General features: G+C 71.4%; 15 protein-coding genes. 9 read left to right on the forward strand and 6 right to left on the reverse strand.

Annotated features, from left to right (window positions below; all coding sequences use genetic code 11):
• The first annotated feature begins 28 nt into the window (after positions 1-28).
• Positions 29-436 carry a hypothetical protein gene (locus tag AB0K07_RS00705; RefSeq protein WP_363751354.1) on the forward strand — a complete coding sequence of 136 codons (408 nt, stop codon included), beginning with the start codon at positions 29-31 and terminating at the stop codon, positions 434-436.
• Positions 437-569: 133 nt separating this feature from the next.
• Positions 570-1,811 carry an ATP-binding protein gene (locus tag AB0K07_RS00710; RefSeq protein ID WP_363749892.1) on the forward strand — a complete coding sequence of 414 codons (1,242 nt, stop codon included), beginning with the start codon at positions 570-572 and terminating at the stop codon, positions 1,809-1,811.
• 25 nt (positions 1,812-1,836) lie between these two features.
• On the opposite strand, the gene AB0K07_RS00715 is transcribed toward AB0K07_RS00710, so the two are convergent.
• Positions 1,837-2,385 carry an N-acetyltransferase gene (locus AB0K07_RS00715; protein WP_363749893.1) on the reverse strand — a complete coding sequence of 183 codons (549 nt, stop codon included), beginning with the start codon at positions 2,383-2,385 and terminating at the stop codon, positions 1,837-1,839.
• A 134-nt stretch (positions 2,386-2,519) separates the two neighbouring features.
• Here AB0K07_RS00715 and AB0K07_RS00720 point away from each other — a divergent pair, with 134 nt between their 5' ends.
• Together AB0K07_RS00720 and AB0K07_RS00725 are read left to right on the forward strand one after the other, a co-directional pair.
• Entirely contained in the window at positions 2,520-3,065 is a 546-nt protein-coding gene (locus tag AB0K07_RS00720) for a DoxX family protein (protein WP_363749894.1), read from the forward strand.
• 215 nt (positions 3,066-3,280) lie between these two features.
• A complete protein-coding gene (locus tag AB0K07_RS00725) occupies positions 3,281-4,726 on the forward strand; it encodes a glycosyltransferase 87 family protein (RefSeq protein WP_363749895.1) in 1,446 nt (481 codons plus the stop codon).
• 4 nt (positions 4,727-4,730) lie between these two features.
• On the opposite strand, the gene AB0K07_RS00730 is transcribed toward AB0K07_RS00725, so the two are convergent.
• From AB0K07_RS00730 to moaC, 4 genes are read right to left on the reverse strand one after another with little or no spacing between them, the layout of a single operon-like run.
• Entirely contained in the window at positions 4,731-5,159 is a 429-nt protein-coding gene (locus tag AB0K07_RS00730; protein ID WP_363749897.1) for a molybdenum cofactor biosynthesis protein MoaE, read from the reverse strand.
• A complete protein-coding gene (locus tag AB0K07_RS00735) occupies positions 5,156-6,412 on the reverse strand; it encodes a molybdopterin molybdotransferase MoeA (protein ID WP_363749899.1) in 1,257 nt (418 codons plus the stop codon). Before AB0K07_RS00735 ends, AB0K07_RS00730 begins: the two co-directional genes overlap by 4 nt.
• Positions 6,413-6,465: 53 nt before the next feature.
• A complete protein-coding gene (locus AB0K07_RS00740) occupies positions 6,466-6,936 on the reverse strand; it encodes a MogA/MoaB family molybdenum cofactor biosynthesis protein (protein WP_363749901.1) in 471 nt (156 codons plus the stop codon).
• Positions 6,933-7,424 (reverse strand): cyclic pyranopterin monophosphate synthase MoaC, encoded by a 492-nt coding sequence (gene moaC / locus AB0K07_RS00745; protein WP_363749903.1) that lies wholly within the window; start codon positions 7,422-7,424, stop codon positions 6,933-6,935. The genes AB0K07_RS00740 and moaC overlap by 4 nt, the downstream gene beginning before the upstream one ends.
• Positions 7,425-8,301: 877 nt before the next feature.
• Between moaC and AB0K07_RS00750 the strand changes: the two genes are divergently transcribed.
• The 5 genes from AB0K07_RS00750 to AB0K07_RS00770 all read left to right on the forward strand — a co-directional run bounded on the left by AB0K07_RS00750 (position 8,302) and on the right by AB0K07_RS00770 (position 14,082).
• Positions 8,302-10,833: a bifunctional diguanylate cyclase/phosphodiesterase gene (locus AB0K07_RS00750; RefSeq protein WP_363749905.1), complete on the forward strand. Its 2,532-nt coding sequence runs from the start codon at positions 8,302-8,304 to the stop codon at positions 10,831-10,833.
• Between the two features lie 47 nt (positions 10,834-10,880).
• The gene (locus AB0K07_RS00755; protein ID WP_363749907.1) at positions 10,881-12,215 is read left to right on the forward strand and encodes a glycosyltransferase 87 family protein; all 1,335 of its coding nucleotides are present in this window, start codon (positions 10,881-10,883) and stop codon (positions 12,213-12,215) included.
• Between the two features lie 41 nt (positions 12,216-12,256).
• Positions 12,257-12,889: a phosphoribosyltransferase family protein gene (locus AB0K07_RS00760; protein WP_363749909.1), complete on the forward strand. Its 633-nt coding sequence runs from the start codon at positions 12,257-12,259 to the stop codon at positions 12,887-12,889.
• Positions 12,890-12,908: 19 nt separating this feature from the next.
• Complete coding sequence (locus tag AB0K07_RS00765) at positions 12,909-13,292, forward strand: zf-TFIIB domain-containing protein (RefSeq protein WP_363749911.1); 384 nt, start codon at positions 12,909-12,911, stop codon at positions 13,290-13,292.
• Positions 13,293-13,404: 112 nt separating this feature from the next.
• Positions 13,405-14,082, forward strand: coding sequence for a maleylpyruvate isomerase N-terminal domain-containing protein (locus AB0K07_RS00770; RefSeq protein WP_363749913.1), 678 nt, complete (start codon positions 13,405-13,407; stop codon positions 14,080-14,082).
• A 939-nt stretch (positions 14,083-15,021) separates the two neighbouring features.
• Here the strand turns inward: AB0K07_RS00770 and AB0K07_RS00775 are convergent.
• Positions 15,022-17,715 (reverse strand): replicative DNA helicase, encoded by a 2,694-nt coding sequence (locus AB0K07_RS00775; RefSeq protein ID WP_363749914.1) that lies wholly within the window; start codon positions 17,713-17,715, stop codon positions 15,022-15,024.
• Positions 17,716-17,732: the final 17 nt, after the last annotated feature.

Below are 17,732 nucleotides of genomic sequence, written 5' to 3' on the forward strand. Positions count from 1 at the left end.
GGCGAAGAAGTCCGGCGGGAAGATCGCCCTGATCATCGCGCTGGTGGTGCTGCTCCTGCTCTGCCCATGCCTGGGCCTGGCCGGTTGGGCGGTCTGGAAGGCCGCCGACGCCGAGAACAACGCCGCCCCCGCGCCGTCGGTGAGCGCACCGGCCGTTCCGCCCGTCCTGCCCAGCGACGCGCCGCCCTCGGCCGCGCCGAGCCCGAGCGAGGACGAGTTCGCCAAGGGTGACTGCGTGGTCAACGACGGCACCGAGGACGACGCGGAGTTGCGCAAGGTGCCGTGCGGCCCGAACACCTACCAGGTGCTGCTGCGGATTCCGGCGACGAGCGACGGGGACCGGTGCGAGACGCTCGCGCCGCAGGCCACCGCGAACTACGTGCACGACAACTCGATCGACCTCTGCGACTACGTGCTCTGCCTGAAGAAGCGATAGCCGGTAGCCAAAACTAGGGCTGTCTAGCGTGGACGCTAGACAGCCCTAGTTTATTGTCGACGGCTCCGACACGCCGTAGCCCCATCTATCCATGTCTAGCCCCTCAGCTAGAGGGCCCGATACTGTGCGATGCGTGGATCCGGTCCGCAACCCGTACGCACCGGGCGCCGGTCAGCGCCCGCCCGAACTCGCCGGGCGGGGGCGGGAGCTGGACGTCTTCGACATCGTGCTGGAGCGCATCGCCCGCGGTCGACCCGAACGCAGCCTGATGCTCACCGGGCTACGCGGAGTCGGCAAGACCGTCCTGCTCAACACCCTCCGGTCGCAGGCGATCAACCGGCTCTGGGGCACCGGCAAGATCGAGGCACGGCCGGATCAGTCCCTGCGCCGCCCGGTCGCCGCCGCGCTGCACATGGCGGTCCGCGAGCTGGCGCCCCGGCACCGCGCGCCCGACCGGATCGACTCCTTCCTCGGGGTCCTCAAGGCCTTCGCCCAGCGGTCCGCCCCGACCGGCCGGGGCGGGGCCGCCCCGAAGCTGCGCGACCGGTGGCAGCCGGGGATCGACGTGCCGGCGGCGAGTGGTCGGGCCGACTCCGGCGACATCGAGATCGACCTGGTCGAGCTGCTCACCGACGCCGCCGCCATCGCCAGCGACGTGGGCACCGGCATCGCCGTCTTCATCGACGAGATGCAGGACCTCGTCCCGGAGGACGTGTCGGCGCTCTGCGCCGCCTGCCACGAGCTGTCCCAGCTCGGCGCGCCGCTGATCGTCGTCGGCGCCGGCCTGCCGCACCTGCCGGCCGTGCTCAGCGCCGCGAAGTCGTACTCCGAACGGCTGTTCCGCTACCAGCGCATCGACCGGCTCGACCGGATCGCCGCCGACCAGGCACTCTGCGCCCCGGCCGAGCGCGAGGAGGTGGAGTACGAACAGAAGGCGCTCGACCTGCTCTACGAGAAGTCGGGCGGCTACCCCTACTTCGTTCAGGCGTACGGGAAGGCGACCTGGGACCACGCCCCACGCTCGCCGATCACCGCCGCCGACGTCCGCGTCGCCGCCCCCGAGGCGGAGGCCGAGCTGGCGGTCGGCTTCTTCGGCTCCCGATTCGAGCGGGCCACCCCGGCCGAGCGCGAGTACATGCGGGCGATGGCGACGCTGTCCCTGGTGGAGGGCGAGTCCGGCGGCGTGGTCCGGGACGACATGGACGCCGCAGTGCCCACCGCGGAGATCGCCCGGGCCCTCGGCCGCAAGCCGGCCAGCCTCTCCCCGGCCCGGGACGCGCTGATCAAGAAGGGGCTGATCTACTCGGGCGAGCGAGGCACGGTGGCCTTCACCGTCCCGCACTTCGGCCGGTACCTGCGCACCCAGCCGGCCTGACGGGCAACCCGCCGACCCGGCACGGTCAGACCCGGGACCAGGGCGCCGGAAAGAGCACCTCGCCGCGGGGGGGCGGCCCTTCCTCGCTGGTGGACGGCGGCAGCACCAGCGCCTGCCAGGGCTCACCGAGACCGGCCCACGGGCTGGTCAGGCCCAGCTCGCTGGCCGGGCCGAAGCCGAACCGGCGGTAGAAGGCCGGATCCCCCAGCACCACGACCAGGCGCTCGCCCAGCTCGGTGGCGGCGTCCAGAGCGGCCTGCACCACGGCCGTGCCGTGACCCAGCCGCTGGCGGTGCGGAGCGACCGCCACCGGGCCGAACGCCAGAGCGGGCGCGTCGCCGCCCCGCTCCGGTCGCACCCGCACCCGGGTGAGCAGCGCGTACCCGACCACCTCGCCGCCGTACTCGGCGACCATGGCCAGCTCCGGCAGCCAGGCGTCGGTGTCGCGCAGTTCGTCGACCAGGCTCACCTCGGGCGGCGACGCCACGTCGGGCCGGGCGAACGCGGCAGCCAGCACCCGCCGTACCGGGCCGGTGTCGGCCGGGTCCTCGGGTCGTAGCCGCAGCGTGGTCACCCGCGCGACGTTACCCGGGACGGCTGTTCCATCAGCGATGGTCGCTCGAATCGGCGTGGCGCGTGTGTACGGCCACCGATTCGGATCCGGCGGTTGCCGGGGTAGCAAACGCCGTGACGGGGTATGACTGATCCATGACGCCCGTACGCTCACTCGCCCGCGCCATGCTGAGCGGCATCTTCGTGGTCAGCGGGTACCGCAACTTCCGCAGCCCGGACCGGCTGGCCGCGGCTGCCAAGCCGGTGACCGACAAGGTCGCGCCGATGCTGCAGAAGGCGCACCCCAACTTCCCCACCGACACCAAGACGCTGATCCGGCTCAACGCCGCGGTGCAGGTCAGCGCCGGGCTGATGCTGGCCACCGGGCGGTTCAGCCGACCCGCCGCGCTGGTCCTCGCCGGCACGCTGGTGCCGGTGACCATCGCCGGGCATCCCTTCTGGAACAACGACGACCCGGTGGCCCGGAACAACAACCAGATTCACGTCCTGAAGAATCTCGGCCTCTTCGGCGGCCTGCTGCTCGCCGCGACGGACACCGGTGGCAAGCCGGGTCTGCGGTGGCGGACGGGTCACCGCATCGGCCACTCTCGACGTTCCATGCAACGCGCCGTCCGCACGGCCCGACGGGAGGCCCGGATCGCCGTCCGGTCCGCCGCGACCGCGCGCCGACTTCCGGGCTGACCTGCGTCGATCCGTTCCTGCCTCACCCCCACCCCCCGCTAAGGCCACGAATTACCTGAACCACCCGGTAGGCGTTAACGCGGTGGAAATGTCAAAAACATGTGTGGGATCGGACACGGTCGCATAACGCGGGAGGCACTGACGTGAGGCGCCGTTCTAGGCTCCGTGCAGGACCTGGACGGGTAGGACGATCTTGGTACGGGGGTGGCCACGCCATGCCGACGACTGTCGGTAGACGGGCGGACCGCCTCGCCCAGCTCCAACGCGCGACGCGTGGGATCGATCGCAGGAAAGTCGTACGGGGTGCCATCGTGGCCGCCGTCGCCTATGCCGCATGGCTCGCCATCGGTGCGTTCGGGCGGCCGTACAACTTCTTCGACATGAAGATCTACCACGGCGCGGTGGTGTGGTGGGCGAGCGGTCACGAGCTCTACGAGTTCATCGCGCCCGGCACCACTCTCGGCTTCACCTATCCGCCGTTCGCCGGGCTGGTCATGCTGCCGATGGCGCAGCTGCCGATCGGCGCGGCCGGGATGGTCAACGCCCTGGCCAGCATCGCCGCGCTGGCGCTGGTGCTGGCCGGGCTGCTCCGCCCGATCGTGGACCGGCTGGGCTGGCCGTTGTGGTTCACCGTGGCCTTGGCGGTGCCGCTCGCGGTGGCCATCGAGCCGGGCCGGGAGACCCTCGGCTACGGCCAGGTCAACATCCTGCTGTTCGCACTGATCATGGCCGATCTGATCGGGCTGCGGTGGCGTTCCCGCCGGGGCACCCACTACGCGACGACCGACGGTCCCCTGCTGCGCTTCATCTACGGCGGCGCCTGGGCCGGCGCGGGCATCGGCCTGGCCACCGCCGTCAAGCTCACCCCGGCGCTGTTCATCGCCTACCTGCTGATCACCCGCCAGTGGCGGGTGGCGGCGACCGCGATCGGCACCACCATCGGCGTGACGGTGGGCAGCTTCGCGATCGTCGGCGACGAGTCGCGGGCCTACTTCGGCAGCGTGCTCTGGCAGACCGAGCGGGTGGGCGCGGCGGACATGACGCCCAACCAGTCGCTCGCCGGCCTGCTGGCCCGGCTGTACGACTCGATCGAGACCCCCGGGTTGCTCTGGCTCTCGTTCTCGGTGCTGATCCTCGCGTTGGGCCTGTCCCGGGCGGCCAGCTCCCGCGCCGACGGTGACGAACTGACCGCGTTCACGCTGGTTGGTCTGACCGCCAACGTGATCAGTCCGATCTCCTGGACGCACCACCTGGTCTGGGTGATCCCGGCGATCATCGTGCTGGCCGACGCGGCGGTGCGCCGTCGGGAGGCGAGCCGGGGGTTGACGCAGCGCACCGGGCAGGGTCCGGCGTTCGGCGGGCTGCCCGGGGTCAACGGGCTCCGCCCGCCGATCTGGTACCCGACGTTGACCGGGCTCCGGCACGGGGTCGCCGCGGTCGGGCTCTACCTGCTCTTCCTGATCTCCCCGATCTGGCCGTACGAGCACCAGCTGCCCGAGGTGTCGCACTACCAGGACGGTTTCTTCGGCGCGTTGATGGAGAACTCGCTCGCGCTCGCGCTGATCGTGCTGGTCGCCGCGCTGCCCTGGCGCCCGGGCGCCGAGCCGGCGTTCTACGGCGAGCGAACCGCGCGGGCCGTGCTGGTCAACGGCCGCCGCTGAGCGGTCAGGGGCAGTTCACCCATTCCTCGGTGCCGTCGCCGAAGACCTGCCGCTTCCAGATCGGCAGCCGCGCCTTGACCTCGTCCACCAGGCGGGCGCACGCCGCGAAGGCCGCCGCGCGGTGCGCGGTGCTCACCGCGGCGACCAGCGCCACGTCACCGATCGCCAGCGGGCCGACCCGGTGCGAGACGGCCACCGCGTAGACGTCGGGGTCGGCCGCGATCTCGGCGGCCACCTCGCGTAGCACCTGCTCGGCGCTCGGGTGCCCCTCGTACTCCAGGCTCACCACCGGGCGCCCGTGGTCGTGGTCGCGGACCACGCCCTGGAAGGAGACCACGGCGCCTGCGCGCCGGTCGGCGACCGCCGCCTCGTGCGCGGCCAGGTCGAGCGGCTGGTCGGTGACCTCACCGAAGGTGAGCGCCGGCGCCGTCACGACGCCCGCTCCCCGGGCAGCAGCGGCAGGGGCACGACCGGCACCCGGTCGCCCGAGGCGCCGTTGGTGCCGGGCCGGATGACCGCGAACCCGTCCGCACCGGCCAGGCCACGCAGCATCGCCGAGCCGACGTGCCGCACGGGGGACGCGGTGCCGGCGGCCCGGTCCAGTCGGACCAGCGCCAGGTGGGTGTGGTCGCCACGACCGGGCACCGCCTCGGCCAACGTGGCCTGCGGCAGCACCGGCAGCGGACGGCCCTGGAGGCCGGCGAGCAGCGGGGCGACCAGCGACACCAGCGCGACGATGGCGGACTGCGGGTTGCCCGGCAGCCCGGCGACGAACCGGACCCGCCCGTCGTCACCGGCCAGCCGGGCCAGCAGCATCGGGAAGCCGGGCCGGACCGCCACGGTGTTGACGACGTAGTCGGCGCCGAGCGCCTCCAGGGCCGGATGCAGGTGGTCGACCGGGCCGTGCATCGTGCCGCCCGTGGTGCAGACCAGGTCGGCGTTCACCAGCGCCGCGCGCAGGGCCGCCACGTGTGCGGACAGCGTGTCGGCCACGGGGCCGACCACGTCGGACGGACGGACCTGGCAGCCGTAACGCCGCAGCCACGCGGGCACCGCCGGCCCCAGCGCGTCCCGGACCCGGCCGGCCGCGGGTGGGCCCGCGGTGAGCAGCTCGTCGCCGAAGACCAGAAGCGCGGCACGCGGCGCGCGCCGGACCCGCAGCGTGTCGTGGCCGCAGGAGGCCGCCAGGCCGATCACCGCCGGGTCGACCGGCGTGCCGACCGGCAGAAGCTCCTCGTCGGCGTACGCCTCCTCGCCCGGTTGCCGCCACTCCGGCGTTTCGCGGGGAGTGCCGCTGACCAGGCCGTCGGTGGTGCTGGACTCCTCGACACGCAGCACGGCGGTCGCGCCTTCGGGCACCATGGCACCGGTCGCGATCTCGACGGTCGTGTCGTCCTCGGTGAGCGGCACGGGGGTGTTGCCGGCCAGCACCCGGCCCACGATGCGCCACGGACCAGCACCGCGCACCGCCCAGCCGTCCACGCTGGAGGTGGGGAAGGCGGGCAGATCGGTGCGGGGGGTCAACGGCTCGGCCAGGGTCAGCCCGTCGGTGTCGACCAGCGGCCGGGCGACGGTGGGAAGCGCGGCGGCCAGGCCCACCGCGTACACCCGGGAGCGTGCCTCCTCCCACCCGGCGGGTGGGGGCGCGGCGACCGGGTCGGCGGCTGGCGCGGTTTCCGTGCTCACCCGCCGAGCCTATCGGGACGGACCGACACCCGCCGGGCCTGGGCGCGGACCGGTCAGTGGTCCCCGCCGCGAAGTTGGTCGACGGTGTGCCCGAGGATCGGCCCGAGCACGGCCAGCCCGTCCCGGGCGCCGCCGGTCGAGCCGGGAAGGTTGACCACCAGCATCCGGCCGGCCACCCCGGCCAGCCCTCGGGACAGCACCGACGTGGGCACCCGGTCGCGACTGTGCGCGCGGATCGCCTCGGCGATGCCGGGGATCTCGTAATCCAGCAGAGCCCGGGTCACGTCCGGCGTCCGGTCCGACGGGGTGATCCCGGTGCCACCGCTGGTCAGCACCACGTCGACGCCGTCGGCGAGGGCCCGGCGCAGGGCCGCGCCGACCGGCTCGCCGTCGGGCACCACCACCGGCTCGTCGACCTGGCAGCCCAGCTCGAGCAGGCCGGCGGCGAGCAGCGGGCCGCTGGTGTCGGCGTAGACGCCGGCCGCGGCCCGGTTGGACGCGACGATCACCCGGGCCCGGATCACGGCCGGTCCTCCGGTCGGACCCACTCGCCGGTCTTGCCGCCCTCCTTGCGCAGGACCCGGACCGCCTCCACGGAGGCCGCGGGGTCGACCGCCTTGACCATGTCGACCAGGGCGAGACCGGCGACCGCGACCGCGGTGAGTGCCTCCATCTCGACGCCCGTCCGGTCCGCGGTGCGGGCGGTGGCGGTGATCTCCACGCTGTCAACGGTGAGCCGCAGGTCGACGGTGACGCCGTGCAGCGCGATCGGGTGACAGAGCGGGATCAGATCCGGGGTGCGCTTGGCACCCATGATTCCGGCCAGCCGACCGACCGCCAGCGCGTCACCCTTGGGCAGGCCGTCGCGGTGCAGCAGGTCGACGACCTCGGGTGTGGTCCGCAGCCGGCCCGCGGCGACGGCCAGCCGGCCGGTCACCGGCTTGGCGGACACGTCGACCATGCGGGCCGCGCCGGCACGGTCGACGTGGCTGAGCTGCGCGGGTTCGGTCACGGCGGTGAGCCTATCGGTGCGTACGGCCGGTTGGGGATCGGGCGAAGGCCGACGCAGCGAGTTGATGCGTGACGTATATGGAATGCCGCGCTCCGCCACACGCAAAAGGCCGGGTCGGTGGATCTTCGAAGCCTCGTCATGCAGGACTTCTGCGGGCGAGAGAGCGGGGGAGGGCAAACATTCCGTGGCCGATTCAGCACGCTGCCGCAATCTCTATTCGAACATCTGTCGGAGAATGGCCGCCGCGTACGTCGGGCGGCAAAACGCGGCGGGCCTCGAGCACCCTCTGTTGCTTCGGCGTTTCGGGCTGCAACTTGAGTTCGGCAAGCCGCACCTTGCGGCACCGAGTATCCGGGTCCATGGTGTTCGGACGCCCACTCCGGGAGAATTAGACGACGTGCAGAATTTGAGCCGGCCCCGTTCACGCAGCTGCGACACCGGCGGCAATCAGGCATGGAGCACAGATTCACCCGACCGGATCCACCCTGAGCCCGAACTCCGGATGAGGCCGGGGAGCCTGCTCGTCAGACTGATGAGGAACCGTCGGGGCAACCCCCGCGCACACCTTCCGACGGCGGTTGGCAACATGCGAGCTGCAGTCAGAACAGTTCGACCGCGCTCCGCTCAGGGGTCATGGACACAACGTCACAAAACCCTCCAGCTTGGCTAATGTTGCGCATACCGACATTTATTACTGCTAACTGCACCGACTTCGCTTTAGGCTCTCGTCACGAAGACCACCGGGGATACCGAACCCGGGTCGGGATGAGTGGAGGGAGCGTGCAATGCGCGGCAGCGACTGGCACTGACATCAGAGTGACACTCAGCGGTAAGCTCCCGTCGTCAACATGTAACTGTCGGCGACGACAGGAGCTTCATGAGTCGGGTCACTCCAGCGAACACCACCAGGACGCAGCGGCAACTGCTGCTGCTCGTCGGTCTCGTCGTCGTACTGGCCATCGGCCCGACACTCTTCGCCGCCGCCGACGTGCTGGCCCGCCCGCCCGACTCCGTGGGCGACGGGGCGACCTTCGTCGCGCTGACATTCATGACAGCCCTCGGCACGATCGTCAAGTCGCCGATCCGCATCCGCTCGACCACGCACGCCATCACCTGGATCGAGGCGGCGATCGTGATCGGGCTCGCGGTGGCCCCACCCTCCTGGGTGGTGCTGGCGACGGGCACGGGTGTCGGCATCGCGTCGGCCGTCATGAAGCTTCCGGCCATCAAGACGGCGTTCGGTATCAGCAAGAACATCCTGGTCGCCGGTGGGGCGAGCGCCATCGCGCTGGCGGTCCACTGGCAGTGGCCACCGGCGGGTCTGGCGGAGCTCGTCACCCTGCTGGCCGCGATCTACCTGGTCGCGGCACTCCTCGACGACCTGCTGGCAATCCCGGTGATCGCGCTCGCGAGCGGCACCCGCATCTCCCGACAGTTCCTGAACAACCTTGACCTCCGGCTCGCCGGCTTCGGCGTGCGCTTCGTCGTGGCCCTCTGCACGCTGCTCATCCTCCGAGCCGACCCGAGACTGCTGCTCGCCGTCCCGCCGCTCATGTTGAGCCTGCACCTGGCCTACTCGGCGCGCATCCGGGGGCGAACCGAGCAGCAGGCGTGGCAGCGGCTCGCCCGCACCACCGACGCGCTCAACGTCGTCGACCTGGACAACGTCCTCACCACCGCCGTCACCCAGGCCGCCGAGCTGTTCTCCGCCGACGAGGTCGAGATCGAGCTGCGCGACGGCGGCCGCACCGTACGCGGCGGCACCGGCGGCATCACCTTCGACGGCCCGACCGGCACGCCCACCGACGTGGACGGCACCATCGTCCGCGCGCCACTGGAGGGCCACGACCGCTCGGTCGACATCGGCGCGCTGCGGCTGCGCTTCCGCGGCCCGGTGCAGCTCTCCGAACGTGAGCAGTACACGCTGCGCACCTTCGCCTCCGCACTCTGCACGGCGGTCCGCAACGCCCAGGCGTACGCCGAACTGGCCCGGGTGGCCGACGAGCACGCGTACGCCGCCACGCACGACGCGCTGACCGGCCTGGCCAACCGACGGCACCTGCTGGATCAGGGCACCGAACAGTTGAGCGCCCGCCACGCCGACGGGGTGACCGCGTTGGTGCTGATCGACCTCAACCACTTCAAAGAGGTCAACGACACCCTCGGCCACGCCGCCGGTGACCAGGTGCTGGTGCAGGTCGCCGAGCGGCTGCGCAGCGCCGCGCAGGGCGATGACCTGGTCGCCCGCCTCGGCGGCGACGAGTTCGCCGTACTCCTGCGCGGCCTGCCCGCCCCGGCGGTCGCCGCGCACCGCGCGGAGACGCTGCTCGCCGCGCTGCACGAGCCGTTCGAGCTGGACGGCATGCGGATCAGCGTCGAGGCCAGCGGCGGGATCTCCGTCGCCCCCGCCAGCGGCGGCATGGCAGAACTGCTGCGGCGCGCCGACGTGGCGATGTACCAGGCGAAGCGGGCCGGTCAGCGGATCTCCACGTACGCCCCGACCCGCGACACCGCCGACCTCGGCCGGCTCACCCTCGGAGGAGAGCTGCCACGCGCGGTCGCCGACCACGAGTTCGTCGTCAACTTCCAACCGATCGTCGACCTGGGCACCGGCGAGGTGACCAGCGCGGAGGCGCTGGCCCGCTGGCACCACCCCACCCACGGCATGATCGATCCGCTGCGGTTCCTGGAGGCGGTGGAACGCTCCGGGCTGCTACCGGCCTTCGCCGAGGCGATCCTCGACCAGGCGTTGATCGCGGCGGCCGGCTGGCGCGACGCCGGCTTCGACGTGCCGGTCGCGGTCAACGTCTCCCCGCGCAGCCTGCTCGACGCGCGCTTCCCCGGCTCAGTGCTGGCCCGCCTGCGCGCCCACGACCTGCCACCGGACCGACTGGTGCTGGAGCTGACCGAGACGCTGACCCTCAGCCAACTCGACGTGGTGGACCGGGTGCTGAGCCGGCTGCGCGACGAGGGCGTCCGGTTGGCGCTCGACGACTTCGGCACCGGCTACTCCTCCCTCTCCCTGCTCTCCCGGATCCCGGTGCACGAGCTGAAGATCGATCGCAGCTTCGTGACGACGATGGAGAGTTCCGCCGAGGCCGCCGCCGTCATCCGCTCCACCCTCGACCTGGGCCGCAGCCTCGACCTGGACGTGGTTGCCGAGGGGGTGGAGAGCGAGCCGCAGCGACGGGCCCTCTGGGAGCTGGGTTGCACCGCCGGGCAGGGGCACCTGTTCGCCCGACCGATGCCGGCCGGCACGCTGCTCGCCGCACTGCAGCGCGGTTCGGGCGGCCGACCCGGCGCCCTGGCGCCGCCCCTGCACGACGCCGGCGCCGTGATCCGGTTGACCCAGAACCGCCGCCAGGGCGGCCGATCCCGCCCCGACCGTCTTCCCCACCTCCCCGCCTGACGGGAGGAACGCCGAGCCGCACAGGGCGGTCTGCCAGACTGGCGCGCGTGACCGCCGACCACCCGAACGACCTCCGGCGTCGCTGGCAGACGCTCGACACCGCCGCCGGGGGCCTCACCCTCGACCTCGGCCTCTACGCCGTCTCGGCCGTCTTCGCCACGATCACCGCGGTCACCTCGACGCTGCTGCCGCACCGGGCCTGGGGCGCGGTCGCCGCCGTCGGCTACCTGCTCGCGGCACTGGCGGTGGTGGTCCAACTCCTGCTCCGCCGACACCGCCCGGCGTCCCGACTGATCGGCCTGCCGGCCCGGTGGGCGCTCACCGGGTTCACCTGGGCCAGCACCGCCCTGCTGCCCGTGCTCTGGCAGAGCGTCGAGCGGGCCACCGGACGCACCGACCGTGCCCAGGAGGAGGTGCTGGTCGTGGAGCAGGCCGGCGCCCGCCTGCTGGAGCACGGCACGCCGTACCTCGGACGCGACGCCATCGCCGCCCTGCCGCCCGCCGAGCAACTGCTCGGCTACACCCCGTACCAGCCGGGCATGGCGATGTTCGGCCTGCCCAGAGCCCTGACCGACACCTGGTGGACCGACGCGCGGGTCTGGTTCGCGGTAGGTACCGCCCTGGCTCTCGCCCTGGCCGTGGCCACCCTGCGCGCCGCCCGCCTACCCGCACCCGCCGGTGCGGATCACCGCCGCGATGCCGCCCTGCTGCGGGGCGTGCAGGCCGCCACCGTCCTGCCCATCTGCGCGCTCACCCTCGCCACCGGCGGCGACGACCTGCCCGTACTCGCGCTCTGCCTGCTGGCCCTCGCGCTCGCCGCCGCCGACCGGCCCGGCCGCGCCGGCCTCGCGGTCGGGCTGGCCGGCGCGCTGAAGCTGTTCGCCTGGCCCATCGCCCTGGTCCTGATCGTCTGGGGGCTCACCCGGCGGGCCGGCACCCGGGTCGCCGCCGGCGCGATCGGACTGCCGGTGGCGGCGCTGCTCCCCGCCCTGCTGGTCGACCGCGGCGCGCTGTCCGAGAACGTGCTGCGCTTCCCGCTCGGCCACGGCCTGGTCACCAGCCCCGCACAGTCCCCGTTCCCCGGCTATCTGATCGCCACCACGCTGCCCGCCGGCCGGCTGATCGCCGCCGCGCTCCTGGTCGCGGCAGGCCTGGCCATCGCCGTCCGGCTCTATCGCCGCCCGCCCCGCACCGCCGTCGCCACCGCGCTCATCTGCGGGTACGGGCTGCTCGCCGCGATCGCCCTGATGCCCTCGACCCGGTTCGGCTACCTGCTGTACCCGCTGGCCCTGCTCACCTGGGCGCCCGCCCTGCACCGCACCGTCGACGCGCCGACCATCCCGGTGCCCGACCAACTGTCCGGTCGGGCCACTTCGGTGTAACTGGCGGGCGGAGCGACCCCACAGGGCGTAGACCTGAAGGCATGACCACGTACCGCGACCGCGCCGAGGCGGGCCAGGTGCTCGCCGACCGGCTCACCGCACTCATCGGCGAGCCGGACGTCGTCGTTCTCGGCCTGGTCCGCGGCGGCGTGCCGGTGGCCCGGGTCGTCGCCGAACGACTCGGCGCGCCACTGGACGTGCTGGTGGTCCGCAAGCTCGGCATGCCCTGGGCCCGTGAGGTCGCCTTCGGCGCGCTCGGCCCGGGCGGTGTGCAGGTGCTCAACGAGGCGGTGGCCAGCCGACTCAGCAGCGACGACATCGCCGAGGTCAACCACCGGGAACAGGCCGAGCTGGAGCGGCGGGAGCGGCTCTACCGGGGCGGGCGTCCACCGCTGGACCTCACCGGACGCATCGCGGTGATCGTCGACGACGGCCTGGCCACCGGCGCGACCGCGCGCGCCTCCGTCGAGGTCGCCCGCCGACTCGGTGCACGCCGGGTGGTGGTCGCGGTGCCGGTCGGCGCGCAGGAGGCGTACGAGCTGCTGGCCGCCGAGGCCGACCAGGTGGTCTGCGCCCAGCGTCCGGAGGATTTCGGCGCGGTGAGCCTCTACTACGAGGACTTCCACGAGGTCCCCGACGAGGAGGTGATCGAAGCGCTTACGGCGACCGCGTGACACGACCGGGTACCTTCGGATGATGAGTCTCACCTGTCCCAAGTGTCACGGAGAAATGCGTCAGTACGAGCGCAGCGGCGTCGTCATCGACCAGTGCGGGGAGTGCCGAGGCATCTTCCTCGACCGCGGCGAACTGGAGAAGCTGTTCGAGGCGGAGGCCAACTGGAGCCGCCAGCAGGCCGGCGGCCCGCCGCCGCAGCCCGCTCACCAGCCGGGCGGCTACCCGCCGCCGCACGCCCCGGCGCAGCACCAGCCCGGCTACGGCGCGGTCCCCCCGCCGCCGCCCCCGCCCGCCCACGGCTACCCGCCGGCTCCGGCCTACGGCGGCCAGCAGCACCACGGGTACCACGGCCACTACCGGCAGAAGAAGCGCAAGGGCTTCCTCGACGAGATGTTCGGCTGAGCCGAGGGCGCCATCCCGCCCGGGCCGATCCACGCGTCGGCCCGGGCACTTCGACCACCGCCACCGTCACCAACGGTTGGCCGGCGGGAGGGTCCGTGCGAGGCTGCATCGCATGAGCGCGATCCGGCAGGCCGAGGCGCTGGCCCAGGCGTACGACGGAATCACCGCGGTGGTCCACGGCCGGGACGACGCTGACCTGCAACGACTTACCCGCTGCCGAGGCTGGCTCGTGGCGGACCTGCTCTTCCACCTGCTCGGCGATGCCCAGCGGGCCCTGGTCGCACTGGCGAGTCCGGCCGACGGCCCCGCCGACGTGGACGACGTGAGCTACTGGCGCGGCTTCCCGTCCGGCGGCGCTGACGACGCCCGGCACGCCTGGTGGATCCGCCGATCGGCCGCCGCCTTCGACCGCCCGGCCGGGATCGTCCAGCTCTGGGAAGAGATCGCACCGGCAGCGGTCCGGGCCGCCACGGCAGCCGACCCGACGGGGTACGTGACCACGCAGGGGCACGTGCTGCGTGTGCCGGACCTCCTCGCCACCCTGACCACCGAAGCCGTCGTCCACCACCTGGACCTGACACCGGAACTGCCCGACGCCCCAGCACCGGGGCCCCTGGCGGTACGGGTCGCGGTGGCGACCATGGACGGCCTGATGAGCGACGACGCGGTCCGCCCCACCGGCTGGGACGACCACGAGTTCCTGTTGAAGGCCACCGGGCGTCTCCCGCTCACCGACCGGGACCGGTTGGAGCTGGGCGAGTCGGCGGGCTGGTTTCCGCTGCTCGGCTGAGCGGGACGGCCGCGGACGATGAGGCACCCACCATCCTCCTGGCTGCCTCCGCTTTGCGCGCAAGTGCGACTGTCGCGCCCGAGTACAGCAGAGCAACTATCTTCTGGGCCGGCCCGCACGTGGTTCCAACTGTGTAGATCGTCTTGTGCGGCCGAACAGCAAGACCGTGGATCTCGTGCCGTGTGAGGAAGGCGACGAAAGCCGCGAGCAGACGCTGGCTGCCCACCAATCTGAACTGGGCGAAAGTGGATAAGCTCGGAGCGGGTCGGCGATATGTGGCAATTGATCCGTCTCCGTCAACGACGCCGCGCCAAAAGTCCCGTGACTCGTCCAGTCGTTCGCCGATCGGACCCTCGTACCTTCCCAACGCCACCAGACGCTCAGCCAAGCGGGCCGAGCGCACTGAGAACTGGCACGATCCGTGTGTAGGGCTCGGCGCGGAAATGCTGCTGCTCGATCCCAGGAAAGTTCGCAGCGAGACAAGATGGTCGCGGTCCCGCTGGGCGAGTCCTACGGAGATCTGCGGGAGATGACCGGGGCGATACGCCACGCACCCGTCCGCGAAGAGAAACCCGAGCCAGTAGCAGGCTTCCGGAGTGAGCAGGTCGAACGCGTCGTGGCGAAGCGTGTGAACGGTCCGTCGAAGGACCACACCGCGGCGAACCAACAAGCCGCGCATTCCCGGCTCCGTGAGTCCGAAGTTCTTCGCCACCTCGGTCAGGGACAGCCCTTCGGAGTACTGGCGCACGGCCTCCGATCGTTCCGGATCGGTCAACTTCCCCACCGCCCGCGCCGGCACCCCTCGCCGTCGCAGTAGGCCGCGGATCGCCTGCCTGCTGACACCGTAAGACTCGGCGATGCGCGTGAGGCTCTCGCCTGTTTTCGCCCGTCGGAGGACATCCTCGATTTGTGGGGGCGACAGACGAAAAGCCGCACTTGTCATACGATCGCCATGTCCACGAATCGAGAGAGATGCAACTGGGCCGCGACGGTCACCGTGTCAGTCGGCCCATTCCGATGCTTGGCAATTATGAAATCCGCCTCCCCAGCACGCGGCGACTCCTTGTCGTAGTAGTCGTCGCGGTGCAGCAGGATGACCACGTCGGCGTCCTGCTCGATCGAGTTGTGGGTGGCGATGCCGTTGGCGATGAAGTTGTGCTTCCCGAGCACGGTCGCGTCGAACACCTCTTGCTCACCGATCGACTCGATGGACACGATCGAGTCCCAGAAGATGTCGTTGGTGGCGTGCAGGTCCAGGTCGGCTGCGTCGAGGACGGAGGCAACCGCCGCCAGCCGGGAGCGGCTGGGCGCGTGCTTCCAGAGGGTACTGCCGCAAAACTGGGTGCCAAGTGACTTCGCGAACTCACGGTGGGTCATCCTCTGCTCGACCAGGATCTCCTTCACCCTGGTCCACACCTCGCGGGGCACGGTGTCGACATTGGTATTGCTCTGGGTCAACTCCAGCGCGGCGAGCAGAGCAGCGCAGCCCTCTGAACGCTGCCCATGGACGCCGATCTCGCGCAGGAACCTCAGCTGGTCATCCCGACCGGAGATGTCGAGCGTGTACTGCGGGCGGTGTCCCGTCACCGGTACGACCTTCAGCCGGGCCGTGATGCCGTACCTGAGGAGTAGCCGAGAAATGTCCTCGAGCATTCGGCGGCTCGTGGACGCGAAATAGACACGCCCACCGCGACCTGAGCTGTTGACGGTCACCGAGCCGTCCGTGGCCCAGAGGTGCCGCAAGAAGGTGGTGATCTGCTCCTTGGGCAGGCTGAAGACGGTCGAGGGGAGGAACTTCTCATGCGATCTCAAGCCGAAGAGGCCCAGGTCGTCCAGCCACGCCGCGATCGGGTTACGCCGACCACGCGCCAGCCGATAGGGCGCGGGGAGCCGAAGGGTGGTCACCCTCGCGGCCTCGTGGTCGTCGCGGACGGCCGAGATCCCGAAGTGCTTCGCCGCTTCCGACACTGCCTGCAGATTCAGCTCGTCACGGCTCGCATACCGGATCGGTTGGTGCCGCACGAAAGATCCGTCGCCGAGCAGGTGCGCCAACATCACGACCTCCGCGTCGGCCCACGGCCGGATGGCCATCGGGGGCGGTAGATGGCGTGGCGTGGCGATGCGATCTCCCACCGCGAGCTCGCCGAGAGGCACCCACCCGGTGAACGCGAGGAACGGATGGTTCGCGGTTGCGTCGACCTGCTTGCCCGACGCGAGGGTCAGCCGGAACACCTCGCGATGCCCGCTCGGAAAGACGTGGGTCATGGTGCGGGGGGTGTAGCGCAGGCTTTCGTCCAGCGACCAGACTGGAATGTCCTTGGCGCTGTTGGCCAACAACTCACCGAGAGTGATCTCGGTGTTGTCATCGGCACGCACCACTCGGGTATCCGCGGTGAGGCAACCTGATTCACGGAGGTCGGACAGCTGGGGGCGCTTGTCGGTGCGCTGCTCGGGGCCACGGTTCAGCTGGCTAACCGCGATCACCGGGCACTCGACCTCCTTGGCCAGCAGCTTGAGGCCACGGGAGAGGTCCGCGACCTCCTGCTGCCGGCTCTCGGTCCGCTTGGGCGAGGTCATCAGCTGGAGGTAGTCGACCACGATCATCTTGAGGTCGTGCCGCTGCTTGAGCCGACGGGCCTTGGCCCGGATCTCCATCAGGTTCATGCTCGGCGTGTCGTCGACGAACAAAGGCGCCTCGCTGATCTCGCCCATGCACCGGGCCAGCTTGGTCCAGTCGTCGTCGGAGAGCTGCCCGCTGCGCAGCACGTGCAGCGGCACCCGCGCCTCGGCGGAGAGCAGCCGCATGACGATCTCGACCTTGCTCATTTCCAGCGAGAAAATGGCTGCCGCCTGGTTGGCGCGGATAGCGGCATTTCGGGCAAAATCCATACTTGCGGTCGATTTGCCCAGACCGGGCCTGCCGGCAACGATGATGAGCTGACCCGCGTGCAGGCCGTTGAGCAGCCGGTCCAGGTCGGTGAAGCCGGTCGGGACGCCGGTCATCATCCCGCCCTGCGCACCCACGGCTTCGATCTCGTCCAGCGTGGGCTGCAACATGTCGGCCAGGACGGCGAAGTCCTCGCTGACCCTGCGTTCGGTGACGTCGTAGACGGCCTGCTGGGCGAGGTCCACGACGTCGTCGACGTCGCGGCTGCCGCCGCTCGCGGTGCCGTAGCCCAACTGCACGATCTTGGTGCCGGCCTCGACCAGCCGGCGCAGCACCGCCCGCTCGCTGACGATCCGCGCGTAGTAGGCGGCGTTCGCGGCGGTGGGCACGCTGGCGATGAGGGTGTGCAGGTAGGGGGCGCCGCCGACGCGTACCAGGTCGCCGGAGTCGGCGAGGGCCGCGGCCACGGTGATCGAGTCGGCCGGCTCACCCCGGCCGTAGATGTCCAGGATGATGTCGAAGATGGTGGCGTGCACGGGCCGGTAGAAGTCGTTGGTCTTGAGGATCTCGACGACGTCGGCGATGGCGTCCTTGGAGAGCAGCATGCCGCCGAGGACGCACTGCTCGGCTGCGACATCCTGGGGCGGTGTCTTGTCGAACTGGCCGTCGCGCTGCGCAGGCGGCTGGCCGCCGGAGCGCGGCTCCGCCCGCATGTCGTCGGTGACCGACACGGGTCCCCCCTCCACTGCGCCGGATCCGATCC

Source organism: Micromonospora sp. NPDC049301, from assembly GCF_040678715.1.
Classification (GTDB): domain Bacteria; phylum Actinomycetota; class Actinomycetes; order Mycobacteriales; family Micromonosporaceae; genus Micromonospora.

What these genes read in the sequence shown, in the direction of transcription:
- AB0K07_RS00750 (WP_363749905.1), top strand. Translation starts at nt 8,302, where the DNA reads ATGAGTCGGGTCACTCCAGCGAACACCACCAGGACGCAGCGGCAACTG.
- AB0K07_RS00770 (WP_363749913.1), top strand. Translation starts at nt 13,405, where the DNA reads ATGAGCGCGATCCGGCAGGCCGAGGCGCTGGCCCAGGCGTACGACGGA.
- AB0K07_RS00725 (WP_363749895.1), top strand. Translation starts at nt 3,281, where the DNA reads ATGCCGACGACTGTCGGTAGACGGGCGGACCGCCTCGCCCAGCTCCAA.
- AB0K07_RS00720 (WP_363749894.1), top strand. Translation starts at nt 2,520, where the DNA reads ATGACGCCCGTACGCTCACTCGCCCGCGCCATGCTGAGCGGCATCTTC.
- AB0K07_RS00765 (WP_363749911.1), top strand. Translation starts at nt 12,909, where the DNA reads ATGATGAGTCTCACCTGTCCCAAGTGTCACGGAGAAATGCGTCAGTAC.
- AB0K07_RS00760 (WP_363749909.1), top strand. Translation starts at nt 12,257, where the DNA reads ATGACCACGTACCGCGACCGCGCCGAGGCGGGCCAGGTGCTCGCCGAC.